The 14,798-nt window shown below is 48.6% G+C and carries 22 protein-coding genes; 9 read left to right on the top strand and 13 right to left on the bottom strand.

Translation table 11 applies throughout. The annotated features are described in order from the left end of the window. Positions 1 to 93: 93 nt before the first annotated feature. Positions 94 to 1,035 carry a diacylglycerol/lipid kinase family protein gene (locus AC5JMP_RS25660; protein ID WP_495854346.1) on the bottom strand — a complete coding sequence of 314 codons (942 nt, stop codon included), beginning with the start codon at positions 1,033 to 1,035 and terminating at the stop codon, positions 94 to 96. Between the two features lie 423 nt (positions 1,036 to 1,458). On the opposite strand from AC5JMP_RS25660, the gene def reads away from it, so the two are divergent. Beyond that, entirely contained in the window at positions 1,459 to 1,995 is a 537-nt protein-coding gene (gene def / locus AC5JMP_RS25655) for a peptide deformylase (protein WP_495854345.1), read from the top strand. Between the two features lie 16 nt (positions 1,996 to 2,011). Here the strand turns inward: def and AC5JMP_RS25650 are convergent, their stop codons facing one another. The 3 genes from AC5JMP_RS25650 to argS form a co-directional block, all read right to left on the bottom strand. Further along, on the bottom strand, positions 2,012 to 2,815 hold the full coding sequence (locus AC5JMP_RS25650; RefSeq protein WP_495854344.1) for a sulfite exporter TauE/SafE family protein: 804 nt from the start codon (positions 2,813 to 2,815) through the stop codon (positions 2,012 to 2,014). Between the two features lie 154 nt (positions 2,816 to 2,969). Then, a complete protein-coding gene (locus AC5JMP_RS25645; RefSeq protein ID WP_495854343.1) occupies positions 2,970 to 3,851 on the bottom strand; it encodes a hypothetical protein in 882 nt (293 codons plus the stop codon). A gap of 113 nt (positions 3,852 to 3,964) precedes the next feature. Continuing rightward, the gene (argS, locus tag AC5JMP_RS25640) at positions 3,965 to 5,728 is read right to left on the bottom strand and encodes an arginine--tRNA ligase (RefSeq protein WP_495854348.1); all 1,764 of its coding nucleotides are present in this window, start codon (positions 5,726 to 5,728) and stop codon (positions 3,965 to 3,967) included. Between the two features lie 317 nt (positions 5,729 to 6,045). Here argS and AC5JMP_RS25635 point away from each other — a divergent pair, with 317 nt between their 5' ends. Then, positions 6,046 to 6,909, top strand: coding sequence for a C39 family peptidase (locus AC5JMP_RS25635; protein ID WP_495854342.1), 864 nt, complete (start codon positions 6,046 to 6,048; stop codon positions 6,907 to 6,909). Positions 6,910 to 6,921: 12 nt separating this feature from the next. On the opposite strand, the gene nadC is transcribed toward AC5JMP_RS25635, so the two are convergent. Next, on the bottom strand, positions 6,922 to 7,797 hold the full coding sequence (gene nadC / locus AC5JMP_RS25630) for a carboxylating nicotinate-nucleotide diphosphorylase (protein ID WP_495854347.1): 876 nt from the start codon (positions 7,795 to 7,797) through the stop codon (positions 6,922 to 6,924). A gap of 81 nt (positions 7,798 to 7,878) precedes the next feature. Here nadC and AC5JMP_RS25625 point away from each other — a divergent pair, with 81 nt between their 5' ends. Continuing rightward, positions 7,879 to 8,691, top strand: a complete 813-nt coding sequence (locus AC5JMP_RS25625) for a DUF362 domain-containing protein (RefSeq protein WP_495854341.1) — start codon at positions 7,879 to 7,881, stop codon at positions 8,689 to 8,691. Here AC5JMP_RS25625 and AC5JMP_RS25620 read toward each other — a convergent pair. Beyond that, entirely contained in the window at positions 8,688 to 9,038 is a 351-nt protein-coding gene (locus AC5JMP_RS25620) for a Spx/MgsR family RNA polymerase-binding regulatory protein (protein ID WP_495854340.1), read from the bottom strand. The genes AC5JMP_RS25625 and AC5JMP_RS25620 overlap by 4 nt on opposite strands. Before the next feature lie 217 nt (positions 9,039 to 9,255). Between AC5JMP_RS25620 and AC5JMP_RS25615 the strand changes: the two genes are divergently transcribed. Further along, on the top strand, positions 9,256 to 10,593 hold the full coding sequence (locus tag AC5JMP_RS25615; protein ID WP_495854339.1) for a class I SAM-dependent methyltransferase: 1,338 nt from the start codon (positions 9,256 to 9,258) through the stop codon (positions 10,591 to 10,593). 24 nt (positions 10,594 to 10,617) lie between these two features. Here AC5JMP_RS25615 and AC5JMP_RS25610 read toward each other — a convergent pair whose 3' ends face one another. Next, on the bottom strand, positions 10,618 to 10,959 hold the full coding sequence (locus AC5JMP_RS25610; RefSeq protein WP_495854338.1) for an SH3 domain-containing protein: 342 nt from the start codon (positions 10,957 to 10,959) through the stop codon (positions 10,618 to 10,620). Positions 10,960 to 11,210: 251 nt separating this feature from the next. Beyond that, positions 11,211 to 11,363 (bottom strand): hypothetical protein, encoded by a 153-nt coding sequence (locus tag AC5JMP_RS25605; RefSeq protein ID WP_495854337.1) that lies wholly within the window; start codon positions 11,361 to 11,363, stop codon positions 11,211 to 11,213. Positions 11,364 to 11,517: 154 nt separating this feature from the next. Here AC5JMP_RS25605 and AC5JMP_RS25600 point away from each other — a divergent pair, with 154 nt between their 5' ends. Both AC5JMP_RS25600 and AC5JMP_RS25595 read left to right on the top strand, forming a co-directional pair. Next, a complete protein-coding gene (locus AC5JMP_RS25600) occupies positions 11,518 to 11,727 on the top strand; it encodes a ribbon-helix-helix domain-containing protein (RefSeq protein WP_495854336.1) in 210 nt (69 codons plus the stop codon). A 39-nt stretch (positions 11,728 to 11,766) separates the two neighbouring features. Continuing rightward, positions 11,767 to 11,952 carry a hypothetical protein gene (locus tag AC5JMP_RS25595; protein ID WP_495854335.1) on the top strand — a complete coding sequence of 62 codons (186 nt, stop codon included), beginning with the start codon at positions 11,767 to 11,769 and terminating at the stop codon, positions 11,950 to 11,952. Positions 11,953 to 11,969: 17 nt separating this feature from the next. On the opposite strand, the gene AC5JMP_RS25590 is transcribed toward AC5JMP_RS25595, so the two are convergent. Continuing rightward, complete coding sequence (locus tag AC5JMP_RS25590; RefSeq protein ID WP_495854334.1) at positions 11,970 to 12,176, bottom strand: hypothetical protein; 207 nt, start codon at positions 12,174 to 12,176, stop codon at positions 11,970 to 11,972. A gap of 65 nt (positions 12,177 to 12,241) precedes the next feature. Between AC5JMP_RS25590 and AC5JMP_RS25585 the strand changes: the two genes are divergently transcribed. Beyond that, entirely contained in the window at positions 12,242 to 12,451 is a 210-nt protein-coding gene (locus AC5JMP_RS25585) for a hypothetical protein (RefSeq protein ID WP_495854333.1), read from the top strand. Beyond that, a complete protein-coding gene (locus AC5JMP_RS25580; protein WP_495854332.1) occupies positions 12,452 to 12,865 on the top strand; it encodes an HNH endonuclease in 414 nt (137 codons plus the stop codon). A 147-nt stretch (positions 12,866 to 13,012) separates the two neighbouring features. On the opposite strand, the gene AC5JMP_RS25575 is transcribed toward AC5JMP_RS25580, so the two are convergent. Continuing rightward, positions 13,013 to 13,303 carry a type II toxin-antitoxin system RelE/ParE family toxin gene (locus AC5JMP_RS25575; protein ID WP_495854331.1) on the bottom strand — a complete coding sequence of 97 codons (291 nt, stop codon included), beginning with the start codon at positions 13,301 to 13,303 and terminating at the stop codon, positions 13,013 to 13,015. After that, complete coding sequence (locus AC5JMP_RS25570; protein ID WP_495854330.1) at positions 13,303 to 13,530, bottom strand: addiction module protein; 228 nt, start codon at positions 13,528 to 13,530, stop codon at positions 13,303 to 13,305. Before AC5JMP_RS25570 ends, AC5JMP_RS25575 begins: the two co-directional genes overlap by 1 nt. Positions 13,531 to 13,625: 95 nt before the next feature. On the opposite strand from AC5JMP_RS25570, the gene AC5JMP_RS25565 reads away from it, so the two are divergent. Continuing rightward, a complete protein-coding gene (locus AC5JMP_RS25565) occupies positions 13,626 to 13,751 on the top strand; it encodes a hypothetical protein (protein WP_495854329.1) in 126 nt (41 codons plus the stop codon). An 81-nt stretch (positions 13,752 to 13,832) separates the two neighbouring features. Here AC5JMP_RS25565 and AC5JMP_RS25560 read toward each other — a convergent pair whose 3' ends face one another. Together AC5JMP_RS25560 and AC5JMP_RS25555 are read right to left on the bottom strand one after the other, a co-directional pair. Next, positions 13,833 to 14,210, bottom strand: a complete 378-nt coding sequence (locus AC5JMP_RS25560) for a clan AA aspartic protease (protein ID WP_495854328.1) — start codon at positions 14,208 to 14,210, stop codon at positions 13,833 to 13,835. After that, positions 14,207 to 14,476, bottom strand: coding sequence for a hypothetical protein (locus tag AC5JMP_RS25555; protein WP_495854327.1), 270 nt, complete (start codon positions 14,474 to 14,476; stop codon positions 14,207 to 14,209). The genes AC5JMP_RS25560 and AC5JMP_RS25555 overlap by 4 nt, the downstream gene beginning before the upstream one ends. Positions 14,477 to 14,798 lie beyond the last annotated feature (322 nt).

Here is a 14,798-nt window from a genome sequence, read left to right as displayed (position 1 = left end):
ATGCCGCTTTCGGTAGTCCTTAAAAGGTAAAGGTAAGGATTTTTAGTGGCGTGGGCAAAGCCCACGCCACTAAAAATCCTTACCTAATTACCACTATCCCGCTTTCATTGGTAAATCTTCCAATATCTCAGGCGTGGGTATGCAGATCCAAAGAGCTTGAGGAATCACTTCAACGACGACTGGGGTAGTCCCCAGGCATTCTCCGTCTGCATGAACTTCCAACGGTGGATAGCTTCTAACCTCAACCACAGAAGCTCGATGCATTTTGAGCCGTTCATGCCGTTGTCCTCCACCCCGCATAGCCGTAAAGAAATGGCGCAGATGATCCCACTTAGACGGGTTATCTAGATAGATTACGTCTAGCTTGCCATCATTCATTTTTGCTTCAGGTGCCAGAGAAAATTCTATCCCGTAGCGAGGACTGTTGCAGATATTGACTTGCAAGGTGCGAAGACGACGCATCCGCCTACCATCGAAGCGTAAAATCAAACGGTGTGGTCGAAACTGTAAAAAGGTTTTGAGACCTGAGAAGACACTTCTAAGAGCCGCCAGATAATTTTTCTTGATCCCTTCTTTGACCTCATCCCCACAGGGAAAGAGTGCAGCTTCTAAACCCACTCCTACCACTTCCATAAAGTAATGGTTGTTTGCCTTACCCATATCAAATCGATCGCGATCGCCCTCGGCAATAATTTTAATAGCTTGTGTTAAATCGTTGGGGATGTTCAGGCTAGCTGCAATATTGTTGCGAGTTCCCATCGGAATGATACCTAACACAGTCTGAGTATGCACTAATCCGCGCGCCACGGCTTCAATAGTGCCATCGCCTCCCGCAACAATCACAAGCCCGACCCCCGCTTGGGCAGCGGCAGCGGCAAGACCTTCACCACTTTCATCAGGGGTAGTCGTGGAGATTTCAGCTTGGATTCCTTGAGCTTGCAGTAAGGCTGTAAGGTCGTCAATCAAGTAAGGATTCTCAGTAGGACCAGAGGTAGGATTGACGATGAGTAAAGTATTCGTCTCTGGCTTTTCCATACTGACTTGCATTTGAAGAATTGAGATGAAGTAATTGAGAACGCAGAACCTTGATAGGGTTGAAGTAAGCCCAAGTGCCAGGAGATCTACTGACGCTATAGGTAACTTATAACTTACAGCTAACCTACAACTTTCCATCTTGTAATATAGCGGTCTACTCTGCTTTTCTCATCTATCTACAAGGTGATATGCCTGACTTTACTGCCTTATTTGCAGTCAGACAGTCGAGACAGGAGCGGTCATCTTAGAACAACCAGGATATGCCGTGTAAGATACAGTCATGACACTGCTCCGACTTCATATAGCAACCGCCTTGGCGGTTAGGATGGAGACATTTTGGGTGGGGCGCTAAGCGCCCCACCCAAAATGTCCTAAGCAAACTAGCAACAGCTATAGTTTTGAGTAGTCAAGAGGAATTTAAAGATGACAGAAAACCTACAAATCTCTCAGTTGGGCGATCCGGCTCTCCGTCAAATTGCTCAGCCTATTGATAACGTTCATGATGAATGGGTACAGACGCTCATCAACAACTTGATGACTACTCTGCTCAGCTCCAATGGTGTCGGCATTGCTGCGCCTCAAGTTGCAGTTCCCTATCAGATGCTGATCGTCGCCTCTCGCCCTAATCTTCGCTATCCCAACGCTCCTACCATGTCGCCGACAGTGATGATTAATCCGCGATCGCTCACTCACTCGCAGGAGATAGTCAAAGATTGGGAGGGTTGCCTCAGCGTACCTGGAATTCGAGGTTTAGTACCACGCTATAAATCGATCGCCATTGAGTACACAGCTCCAGACGGCACAGTGCGGCAGCACCAGCTCACTGGTTTTGTAGCGCGTATCTTTCAGCACGAGTTTGATCATCTGAGCGGATTGATGTTTCTCGATCGGGTTGAAAGTACGCAGGATCTAGTCACCGAACAGGAATATCTGAAGCGCATCACAATTAACCCCGACTGATTTGGCTGTACAGCGACTATTTCCAGGCGGCGATTGCCCGCATTGCCATATAAACGGCTAAGCCGATCAAGAATAGCTTAAACAGCTGGTTGACGGCTTTTTCGGATAGGCGCGGCAACAGCCGACTCCCGACTTGTGCACCTAGAATGCCGCCAAGCCCCAAACAAATTCCGGGAATCCACAGCACGTTATTGTTCCAGGCATGCTGAGCTAAACCAGAAACGGCGATCGCCACAATCGCGCCCAAGCTCGTCCGCACTGCCGACTTAATGCCCTCTCCCAAGAACAGCATTTGTAGGGGCACCATGACCACACCGCCACCCACGCCAAATAGCCCAGAGAGAACACCCGCTAGTAGACCAATTCCGGCGATCGGCATCAGCGGATAGCGCTGTGTCGAGTGATGATCAATTCCTGTGAGTTCAGGCTCTATAGACTGCTTTCGCTTTAAGCTTTGCTTGAGCTGAATCAAATAGATTGTGACTAACAGAAGTCCGGCAAAAGCCAGCGAGAGAATGGCATCTGGAATGCGATCGCCCAACCAGGCTCCCACCTGAGCGGTAAAAACGCCAAATAGCGACAGCAGTAAAGAAACTCGCCAATTGAGTTCACCCGCTCTCAGGTTACGCACACTGCCTGACACCGAGCTGAGAAATACCCCCACCAAACTCGTAGCGGTTGCCTGCACGAGCGGTACATTAAACACCGTCAGCGCTGGAACCATGAGCAACCCGCCGCCAATTCCCAACAGCCCTGACAGCGTTCCGGTAAAGATGCCCAGAAAAAACAACAAAGCCCAGCCCAAGGGTGTTTCTAGCATTGGCTCACGATGACAACATAGATAAACTCGTTTTATCTTCTCGCAAAAGTGCTGCTAAAACCTGTGCAATGCGGGACTATTGGGCTAAACTACCGCAAACTTCTGGACATAAGCTATCCGATCGCTCATCAGTTTTGCTAGGGCGACTCTACTGCTAAAATTCACGTTGTCCTTGAATGTCGAAGTAAACAACGGCTTTTAGGACTTGTGCAAAAGGCATGAGTAAAATTTGAGCCATTGCATAGGAGAGCATAAGTGTCTGTGTCATCTGAGCTGAGTTTTGCTCTATCAATTGCCGTTTTGAGTAGACCACATTGGGCAATTGCCCTAATTTATGCACAAATCCTAACCCGGCGTGAACAGGTATAATAGCCATACCTGTAGCAATTACGAGCATTATTAGTACGACCCATACTTTTAGAGAGATTCTTTTGGCTGCTCCTCTAGTTGATCGCCAGCTCTTGCTGATGTTTGACTCCCAGCGCTGACTAACACCATCTGTAGTGTTGAGAGATCCGATTGCCAAAAATGCCTCTGCAAGCCACACACGGGAATAGAGACGTAGAATGCGGGTCAGTGCAATTATTAAGAAGACCAGCGGTGGGAAGGAAGTCAGAATCAATGCAATTGCAGTATTTTCTTTAGCTGTGATGTAGCCGTGAAAAAATATGCTTGCGATTAGCATCGTTGCTAGCCAAGCCAGCAAGGAAATGACAAGAGTTAGAGCTGCTAGTTTGAATCTGATCCACGTCAGAGCTATTCCTGTTGCCAGCCAATGCCAAATCAGAGAATTTGTCCGACTCTTAGCAACTGCAATCGATTCAGGCTGATTCACAAGTCCCTGAAAGGTTTGTCTTGAAATTGCGCCAGCAATTGCACAATGCTTTGCCCATCCGTAAACAGGCACAAATAACCATAGCCCTGCAAATAAGGATAGCCAGGAATAGCTTATGAGATGATTTCTATAAACTCTGAAAGCGGTAGAGATGCTACCTTGTCGAACCGAAAGGTTATTCGGATTTGGACTCTGCGACATGCAAAAAGCTTCTGTTTTCTAGCAACTAGCTTAGATTTCCCGTCTCTTCTCTCCCTCTACCAAAGTATTCATTTTTCCTCCTACCTAGAATTCTGTCGGCGGTTGGTACCAACCTACATCCGTTCCAGCACAGGAATTCCCAACAGCGACAGACCTAGCTTGATAGTACGGGCAGTTAGATTCGCTAAAATTAAGCGAGAGGTGCGTAAAGGCTCTTCAGCTTGCAAAATGGGACAGCGATCGTAAAACTGATTAAATTTCTTGCTCAGTTCAAACAAATATTCGCACAGTCGATTGGGCATTAGCTCCGCCTCAACGCTGCCCAACACCTCATCAAATTGCAAAATATACTTGGCAAGCGCTAGCTCAGTTTCTTCTTCCAAGACGATCGGTGCGTTTGCCCCCAATGCCTCAAAATCAATCTCGCCCTTGCGGCTAATTCCCTGCACCCGCACATAGGCATAGAGCATATAGGGAGCCGTGTTGCCCTGGAGCGCCAGCATTTTGTCGAAGCTAAAGACGTAATTACTGGTGCGATTTTGGCTCAGATCGGCATATTTGACAGCGCTAATGCCCACAACCTTGGCAGCATTGGCAATAAACTCCTCTGATTCTTCTCGACCTTCCTCTTGGAGACGAGTTTCTAGGTCAGTACGGGCACGAGCGATCGCCTCCTCCAGCAGGTCAACCAGCCGAACCGCTTCACCCGATCGACTCTTCAGCTTTTTGCCGTCCTCACCCAAGATAAACCCCAGCGGCGCATAGAAAAACTCCACCTCGTCCGTAATCCACCCAGCGCGCTTACCGACCTGAAAAATCTGAGCAAAGTGATTCATTTGCTCCATGCCAACGGGATAGATAACTCGCTGCGCCCGATCAACGTTAACTCGATAGCGAATCGCGGCAAGGTCAGTGGTTGCATAGTTGTAGCCACCCCCCGACTTTTGCACAATCAGCGGCAGCGGATTTCCTTCCTTGTTCGTAAATCCCTCTAGAAAGACGCACTGAGCGCCATCATCTTCCACCAATAGACCTGCTTTATCGAGTTCCGCAATCACGTCTGCAAGTAGCGGATTATAAAAAGATTCACCGCGCTCCTGAATCGATGGAGACAAGCCCATCCACTCAAAAAATTTCCGGTTGGTTTGGTTAGACAGATCGCAAACGAGCTGCCAAGCCCGCAACGTTTCCGCATCGCCTGCCTGAAGCTGCACGACCGATCGCCGAGCGGCTTCCTGAAATTCCTCATCTTCATCGAACCGTATTTTGGCGGCGCGGTACAGCGTCGCCAAGTCTCCTAAAACTAGACCCTGCGAAGAATTTAAAGCTTCAGGGTATGCCTCGCGCACGTAGGCAATCAGCAATCCAAACGGCGTACCCCAATCACCAACGTGGTTTAGACGAATCACGTCATGTCCCAGAAATTCTAAAACTCTGGAAATACTGTCTCCAATAAAAGAGGGGCGCAGATGACCCACATGCATTTCTTTGGCGATGTTAGGGCTAGGATAATCGACGATCACACGCTGAGGATTGCTCGTCGAAGCCGCGCCTAACCGCGCATCGGACTGAATGGCTTTAATCTGAGCCTTTAGGTAATCCGTTTTCAGCGCCAGGTTAATAAATCCGGCTCCGGCGATCGTCGGCATTTCACACAGGTCGGCAACATCCAATTTTTGCACGATTGCTTCGGCGATCGCCCTCGGAGCCTTCCCCAATCGCTTTGCCAACGCCATCGCTATATTGGACTGATAATCCCCAAACTTAGGGTTACTGGCAGACACCAGCATCGGATCGGTGCCTGCCAGATCTTCCCCAAACGCGGCTATCAATGCTTGCTCAAAGCGCTCTTTCAGTTGGGCGATCGTTTCTTTCATGGCTACATGCAGCAAGGGATATCTGTAAGCGTTCACTATCTCTAGAATAGCGATCCGACCTACTCATCATTCAGCACAACTGCCTATTTGGGCAAGATCAGGCAGCTTTTTCAGTTTATTCAAAATTTAAGTGAAGGATTTACGGATGTCTTTTGCTACTTCATTTGAACCTTAGCTTACTGAATCCGTGATGCTTCTGAAGGAGATTCAGCATTCTTCAACCTATGTTGGATTCAAGAGAATGTTGGATTCAAGAAAATTCTAATCTTCTGAGCCTTCGCTGCTCCTCGCTTAATTTATCAGGGCTTGCACATTTTATGGTTGCTTCTTTTGTCTCACCTGCTTCCGCTCAGGCGATCGCATCCACAGACTTCATCACGGTCGCCAAAGCCTTCTCCAATCAACCCCAGCAAATCAAGCTGATTCAATGGCTACAATCCTCCACGGGCAGTCAAAAACAGGCTGAATTTGCCCTGATGTGGCGAGATGGTCAGTCTGGAGGAGCGATCGATCTCGTGAAGGTTTTTCAATCCTATCAGGGTCTACCCCATCAAAACGCGGCGCTCAAATGGCTACAGGCAAACACTCAGCCCAAAACCCAAGAAGGGTTTGCCAAAATGTGGAGCGATTGGAATCTCTCCACCGCTAAGAATAAGGAACTTCGCCTGAAAGTCCCTTACTTTCAGCAGGTGGACAACAAGTACGAACCGATGCGGACTTGCAATACTTCTAGCTGTGCCATGGTCGCCAAATTCCTGGGCGCTAAGATTGCTAGCGACGATGAATATTATAAAAAGGTCGTTAAGTATGGAGATACGACGGATCACGGCGCACAGACTCAAGCCCTAGCTGAATTGGGCATCAAATCTGTGTGGCGCACCGATTTGGGCTTTGAGGATCTCGATCGCTCTCTCGAAGCAGGTTTCCCTGCTGTTATTGGCATTCTCCATCGCGGTGCACTTGCCTCTCCCACAGGCGGACACATGATCGTCGTTATTGGTAGAACGACCAGCCAGAATTATATCTGCCACGATCCCTTCGGCAGTATTCTAGATGCGGGGGGCGGCTACACGGGCAGCGTCAACAACGGTAACGCGGTCGTCTATCCTCGCTATATTCTCAAACGCCGCTGGCTTCCTGAAAACGATAAATCTGGCTGGGGGAGACTGTTCAAAAAGTAGCGCTGAATTATCTTAGTTTACGCCCTGCACCATTCTCATACTCAAATCCAGCCAAGTCGATCGCGTAATGGGCGCACTGCTCGAAATGTAGTCTACGCCTGTCTCTGCAACCGATCGAATGGTTTCTAACGTGATATTTCCTGATGCTTCTATCTTGATCCGGTCATTAGTTGACCGGATTTTTTTGACTGCTGCCCGCATCATCTCTAGCGGCATATTGTCCAGCATAATGATATCTGCCCCATGCTCCAAGGCTTCTGCCACCTGCTCGAGGCTTTCAGTCTCTACCTCGATTGTCAGCGGGTATGGAATGCGGGAACGGATCTGGGCGATCGCCTCTCGAATGCCTCCCGCTGCCGCAATGTGATTATCTTTAATCATCACGCCGTCATCTAATCCCATACGGTGATTCACGGCTCCACCCACCTGAGTAGCATACTTCTCCAAAATCCTCAGTCCCGGCGTGGTCTTACGGGTATCCACTAGCTGCGTGGGTAGATCTGCAATTTTTTCCACATACCTGCTTGTCATCGTCGCAATTCCGCTGAGCCGCATTGCCAAATTCAGCGCTACCCGCTCTCCGGTCAGCAGTGCTTCCAGGGAACCTGCAATTTGAGCAACCTCCTGACCGCGATCGCACCACTGTCCTTCTTCCATCACGGGCGTGAACACAACCTGACCGTCGAGAAGCTGAAAGACTCGCGAGGCGATCGGCAATCCGGCAATGATTCCTGCCTCTTTAACGACCCACTGAGCTTGTCCGGGTCTACCAGACGACAAGAGCGATTGAGTAGTGCGATCGCCGCGCCCAATATCCTCTAGCAGCCAAGTTTGCAAAAGTTGATCTAATACTAGAAATGGAGGCAGTACCGCTAGTTGAGGTTTCATCATCATCAGTTCAGCTTTACAACAATGAGTTTCATTTCAACTCTACAGAATCTCTAGTCTTCCTCATCTGATATTGTCCATATGCCTGTTCAGTCTGAATCTCTACAAGCCCGATCGCCCCAAGTTGACAACACTGCTGACTTCATCTATCAGCCGCCCCCGTCTGCTCAAAACGCTCAGCGGATTTTAGTGAAGCCAAACCTGGGCTATCCTGTCAGTCCGCCAGTGACGGTGAGTATGGGCGTAATAGCAGCCGTGTTGGCAGGATTGCGACAGGTCAGCCCCCACGCAGAAATTCTGATTGTAGAAGGCGTTTGTTCGCCCGTTTCGCTGGAGAAAATTGCCAGTCGTAACGGGCTATATGCCTTGCTGGACGAAGGAATGCAGGTAATTGATGCCGACACGCTGCCGCTCAAGGAATATCTAAATCGATCGCCCCATCCCGCCCGATTTTCCTCCATGTTTGCTCCAGCCCTGCTAGAAGAAGTGGACTGCCGAATTAGCGTCGGAGCCTTCAAGCGCACCCTGCTCAAAGACGCACCGCTAATTTCTGCCTCTCTCAAAAACCTTTATGGACTCTTTCCTCGATCGCGCTACAAAGCCCGCAGCGCCAACTCTCGCGGACAGCTTCACCGTCCCTCTGTGCCGCTTGTATTACAGGATGTCTACTTCACCATTGGGCACCTGTTTGACGGAGCCGTGGTAGATGGCGATCGCAAATTTGTCAGCCGCGACTGGAAACCCGATCGCGGTGAAACGCTCGAACTGGGCAAAGTCATTTGGGGCGACGATCTATTGGCAGTTGATCGAGAAGCCTGTCGGGTAGGGGGTGAAGAAACGCCGGACTATGTGAAAGCGATCGAACTTCTGCGGCAGCAGAGAGGGCAAGCTTAGGCTTGAGCCAATTCGGCGATCGCTGCATCTTTGAAGCCCACCATGACCGCCTCGCCGTCTTTGACGAATAGCGGTCGCTTTAGCAGCATGGCATCCTGGGCAAAAGCTGTAATCCACTGTTCCTCTGTCCAGGTCTGTTTTTCTTCTCCCAAGGCGCGGTAAGATTGCCCTGAGGTATTGCGCATGGGTTTGGAGCCGAGGGTTTGCACCCAGTTGGAGATCGTGGGGCGATCGGGTGGCTGGGCTTTTGTGTCGATGAATTCATACTCAATGTGGTTAGCGGCAAGCCACTGAAACGCTTTTTTACAGGTACCGCAGTTGGAGATTCCGTAGACTTGGAGAGACATAGATGATTCACGAGCAATTCATGGCTTTCTGGCGATGCCGTAATGCAGATCTACCCTACAAGATATCTCTCTCAAAAGAAAGATGTGCTGAGCTGTTTTATTCTCGTATCACCTTGAATACAGCACATCTTGGATGAGACATACTTTGAACTTAGCAAGCTGAATTAGCAGCCTGTGGCATTGCTCAAAATGACCTCAAATCGAAGGAAATGACTCCATGACTGATGCGATGGATTTACAGAATGCTGATCTGCTTGAGAAAATTCGACAGCAGTTTGATAGTCAACCCTATCCCAATATTCCGATCGAAGGGTCGCCCAAAGAAGATGCTAATGAGCTATACGTTCATAACTTGCTCACGCCGTTTTATTTGCGTAATCAAAGGCTGATTGATCACCGAAATATTGCCATCCTAGATGTTGGATGCGGCAGTGGCTACAAGACATTGAGTCTGGCAGAAGCTAATCCAGGCGCGACCATCGTGGGTATTGATCTGTCAGAGAAATCTCTGGAGTTAGCGCGGCAAAGATTGAACTTCTATGGCTTTGCAGAGACTCAGTTTCATCAGCTTCCCCTTGATCAAGTCACCCAGCTGGGTCTGGAGTTTGATTACATCAACTGCGATGAAATGCTCTATCTGGTGCCCGATTTGGTGGAAACCTTGCGGATACTAAAGTCTGTAATGAAGCCGAAAGGAATCCTGCGGGGGAATCTACATAGCTTATATCAACGTCAAAACTATTTTCGAGCACAAGAGCTATTTACCCTGATGGGATTGATGCAGAGCAATCCGGAAGAGGCGGAAATTAACACAGTTCTCGAAACACTGAATTCTTTCAAGGATGGAGTGCCTCTGAAACGGGAGACTTGGCGACCAAAAGACGCATCAGGCAATCCACAGCAGTATGTTTTGATGAACTTTTTGTTTCAAGGCGATCAGGGTTACATCATCCCTGATCTATTCGAGGCGCTGGGCGAAGCTGATTTGGAGTTTATTTGTATGGTGAATCAGCGCCATTGGGATTTGCAGAACCTGTTTCAAGATCCGCAGAATCTCCCTGAATTCTGGCAAAAAGCTTTGCCGCACCTGTCCATTAAGGAACGACTTCAGCTCTTTGAACTGATTGCACCTGTGCATCGGCTGCTCGATTTTTGGTGCGGGCAACCTGAGCAAACTGAAGCGTGGCAAATACCGCAGTCCTGGGAGTTGAATGATTGGCAAACTGTACAGGTTCATCTTCATCCACAGCTCTGTACAGCTAGCGTCAAAGCTGCGCTGATTGAGGCAGTAGAGCAACAGCGATCGTTTGAGTTAAGCCGCTATCTTTCTGCGCCCGTCACAGCACCCGTATCGCTGAGCGCCTATCTTGCCGCCTGTCTGCTTCCCCTATGGGATGCACCTCAACCCTTTCCAAAGCTGGTGCAGCGCGCCCTCAAGGTGCGGAGCCGTCATCCCGTCACGCTTCAACCCACCAATCCTCATCAAGCCAGTCAGGAATTGCGTGAAGCTTTGATTAGCTTAGAACTGCACCTGTATGTCTTGCTGATTCGATAGCGGTCATTTAGCCAGGGTTTCACACTATTTTCTCCAGCGATCGAACTGATCTTCAGAACAACCGTTGACATACTGATTAAAAACCCATCCTTGCAGTGGAGTGTAGGGCTGGGGCGGTTGACCAGAATCCCGCGCCGCGAGTTGAACCCAATTTCCTCTCCGTCCCACAGCCCTTACACCGTCTCCACGATTCAGTTGAGCGATAACAGAAGACTGCGTATTGGGTGCTTGTCTAATATTGACAGTATTGGCATTGATAAAACTACAGGTGGTATTAGTCTCAACCTCAATTTGATAGTCTGGATCGCTCTGCGCAAAGGCTAGTTCAGTCTGCAAGCTCATCGATAAGGCTATCAATAAGGTCATCAAGCTTTTCATAGTTTAGGAATTTCCACAAGTCGGATAGTGTTATGAATGCTGTTAATACTCAGAGAATCGGGCATTCTCTTTAAGAATCAGATATTACCCCTTACATTCCGCAGAATTAATCTTAATTTGTAAAACTTCTGATGAACGATCGCCTTCTCTTCCATCTAATCGTCGCTTCTCAACATTCGATCGCGAGTCGATGCAATGCGATCGCAGCCGTTCATGATGTTGCAGATTGCCGATCGCAATTAATATTCCATACCGCCTGACTGCCGGAATTGGGTCAAACGTTCAGCTTTGGAGAGAATCACCAGAGCTTTATCAATGTCTCTCACCTTGATCGCTCTGAGGGCGATCAGGATGGATTTAATCTGGGCAATCTCATCGTCTGAAAGAGTCATATCTGCGATCTCCAATTTGAAAACTAAACTTTGTTCAAGCGTACAACGATTAGGGCAATAGGGCAATAGGGCAATACTTTTTCTGCCCTATATGTCTCACTTAACAAGAGAGAATAGCCTTACAGGAATTTTAAGCAACCCTGTTTAGCACTTTATGGGCAGTGATGAAGTCATGGCTGAGAAGAAAGCCCAGATCCGAGTGTACTTGCCTACAGACATAGACAAGGTTCTCAAAATCCTGGCAGCAGTCAAGGAATCTTCTGTGAATGCCATTGTGAATGAAGCGATCGAACATTGGCTGGAAGAAAATGATCAGCAAGAAATCATCCAGAGGCTGAATCTAGACACATTAGACGAACTGTGATTTCTCTTGTCGCCAATCGCTAAATTAAGGCTGACCCGCTTGCCTAAACGAAAACCGCAAATTAGAGCCTATGTTGACGAAGATATAGACAAACTCCTGAAAGCGTTAGCAGGAGTGATGGATAGCTCTATGAATGCGATCGTGGTTGAAGCCCTAGAAGATTGGCTGAGTAAACCTGAGATTCAAGACAAAATCGAAAAGCACAGGCTAGACGAGCTTGAGTAGCGTTTTGATTTTTGCAATCAAGATCTAGGGGAATCAAGCTTTGATCGCACCCACAAAAGCGATCGCCCCTCTGAAATATCTCTTGATTGATACGTTGGAAAATGAAGCGATCGAGTTGTGGGTAGGTTTGTGCTGAAAGCGATCGCAATACTGTCTCTACTGGAGAGTTGAGCCGCCGCAGATAAGCTCTTGACGGTCGGCTTCAACGATTTGTTCGACCGCAACCACTACTCTGACACGTTCGCTTACACTGAGCTTATGACAAGTTGCAGGTTGATCCCATTGCTCTATGCCCGAAATCATTGAGATCCCCATTGAATTGACCCGATTCCAACTGCCCCAAGCGGTACAAGCACGCTTACAATTTCTGCTGGATCGCCAAGATGAAGGGAATACACTGTCTCAGGCAGAGCGGCAGGAAGCGGAGGGGCTGGTTGAACTGGCAGAATTCCTATCTTTGTTGCGGTTGCGCTCAACACGAGTGATGCAGCAAGGTTAAATGACAACGATTCCACCGTCTCTGCGGCGATCGGTCATTCAAAGAGCCGACGATCGCTGCGAATATCGCGGTATTTCTCAGGTGGGGCAAGTGGCAACGTTTCATATCGACCACATTATTCCCGTGGTTGCAGGTGGCGAAACTACGTCTGACAATTTAGCCCTTGCCTGTGTCTCCTGCTCACTCCGTAAGGGGGCGCGTCAGAAACTTGAGGATTTAGAAACAGGCGAAAGGGTTATCATTTTCAATCCACGCCAACAGACCTGGAAGAAACATTTTCGTTGGGATGGCGTAACCGTGGTTGGATTAACTGCTACGGGACGAGCAACGGTTGCAGCACTGGATTTGAATCGGGCAGCGATGCTGGCAATCCGTGCAGAAGAAGAATTACTGGGTCGTCATCCACCCCTATGAAAACAAAACATCTACAGCGCGATCGCTCCTCTGATTCTCGATTGATGCTTTAGAGAGTAGAGCGATCGCCATACAATGCTGCGTCGCCCCCATCAAAGCGATCGCCCCTCTGAAATATCTCTCGACCGATGTGTTGGGGAATAGAGCCTATCTCCGGTTTTTCCAGTATCCCGGTTCTCGGCTGCAATGCATGACGGCAAGAATGAGAATGTAGTCTGGCTCGATCGTATACAAAATGCCGTAGGGAAACTTTTGGGTGAGGCAGCGCCGAATGTCTTCGTCAATTATCTGCCAACGGGTGGGCGATTCCCGGATGCGATAGACTGCATTTTCAACTGCATCAATGAATGCTTGTGCGACCTCTATGCGTTGCTGCGTATAGTATTCAACGGCTTCAGCGTATTCAGCTAGCGCTTCAGGGTGAAAGACATATTTCATTACTCAAGTAGCTGCCTTACCTGAGCTAAAGCCTCATCTCCATCAATGGTTTGAATGCTGCCATTTCTCACTTCATTCCGTCGTCGCTTTGCTACCGCTATCCACGTTGACTGAATCGCTGGATCAGTATCGAATTCTAAGCTTTCTACCAATTTCTCAGCGAGAAGCGCTCTAGACGCACTGGGTAGAGATAAGAGTTCTTCGGTTAGTTCTTCGATCGACTTCATGAGTAGTCATAACCTGCTTGACTTTACCCATAGTTTAACAGGGTCATGGGCGCGACCTCGATGCAAGTCTCCCTATTTTAACTTGAGCGATCGTCATGCAATGCTGCGCCGCCCCCACCAAAGCGATCGCCCCTCTGAAGTATCTCTCGATTAAGGCGTTAAGGAATGAAGCGATCGCCATGCAATGTTGCGTCACCCCACCAAAGCGATCGCCCCTCTAAAGTATCTTTCGATCGATGTGTTGGAGAATAGAGCGATCGCATACCGAGAAGTATTTGTGTGGCTAGTGCATTGAGATTATTTTAGATGGCGCTATTCTTGCGTAGTTCAACAAGTCCATCCTCGGCAACCTGAATAGTAAGTTGATAGCCTTCCATTAATGACATCCCGACCAGCGGATCTGAATCAGCTTCATCTACTGGGATTGTTAGCAATGCTCCATCCCAGACTACAACCGCTTCGTAAACATCAAAGACACACTCACTGCCATCTCCGAGAATGGCTCGTCCTCGTCTTTTCCAGATCAAACCCAATTCAGTAATCAAATCAGGAGGCAGTGACAACCAACCATTAAATCCAGTATCTACGATCGCATCTTGTAGAAAAACTGCACCATCGGAACGGCAAATTGACAATGGAATGATAGGTTCAAAATCTGCGTTGACCACTCCCGTAATCATGCAAGTCTCCGAACCCGTCCACCAAATCGACGAACGTGACGAGAACCGATACGAACAATCCAAATTTGAGCATCGGGATAACGGGCTTCAAGGCGATCGCACGCCTCAATTTCGCTAGCATCGACTTCAAAGGCTCCGGTTTCGATGTCGATCGCTACAATTTTGCCTTGTTCTGCTTCGACTTGGGAGCGAATCTGAGATTCATAGATCTCGTCGCCACGTCGAGCAAATTCTTCTTTGCTGTAGCGGGGTTGTCGAACTGTCATGGCGTGACCTCGATGCAAGTTTCCCTATTTTAACGTGAGCGATCGCCATGCAATGCTGCGTCACCCCACCCAAAGCGATCGCCCTTCTGAAGTGTCTCTCAATTTATGAGTTGAGGCATGAAGCAAGTCGAGTTGTGGCTAGGTTTGCATTGAAGGCGATCGCAGCATGCCGTCTCCACTGGAGATTCAAGCCGCATAACGATTCACTTGAGCCGCTGCAAACTATTTTTGCAAGGCACCAAAATCTTTCGACAGTCTGCTCCAAGTGAATTATGGGGGTACGGGGCTGAAATTGAGTAGTACACTCGATTTCAAGACTCGG

The organism is Drouetiella sp. (assembly GCF_059504425.1).
Note: the sequence above shows the minus strand (reverse complement) of the source record. Positions and strands in the feature narration are given on the sequence as shown.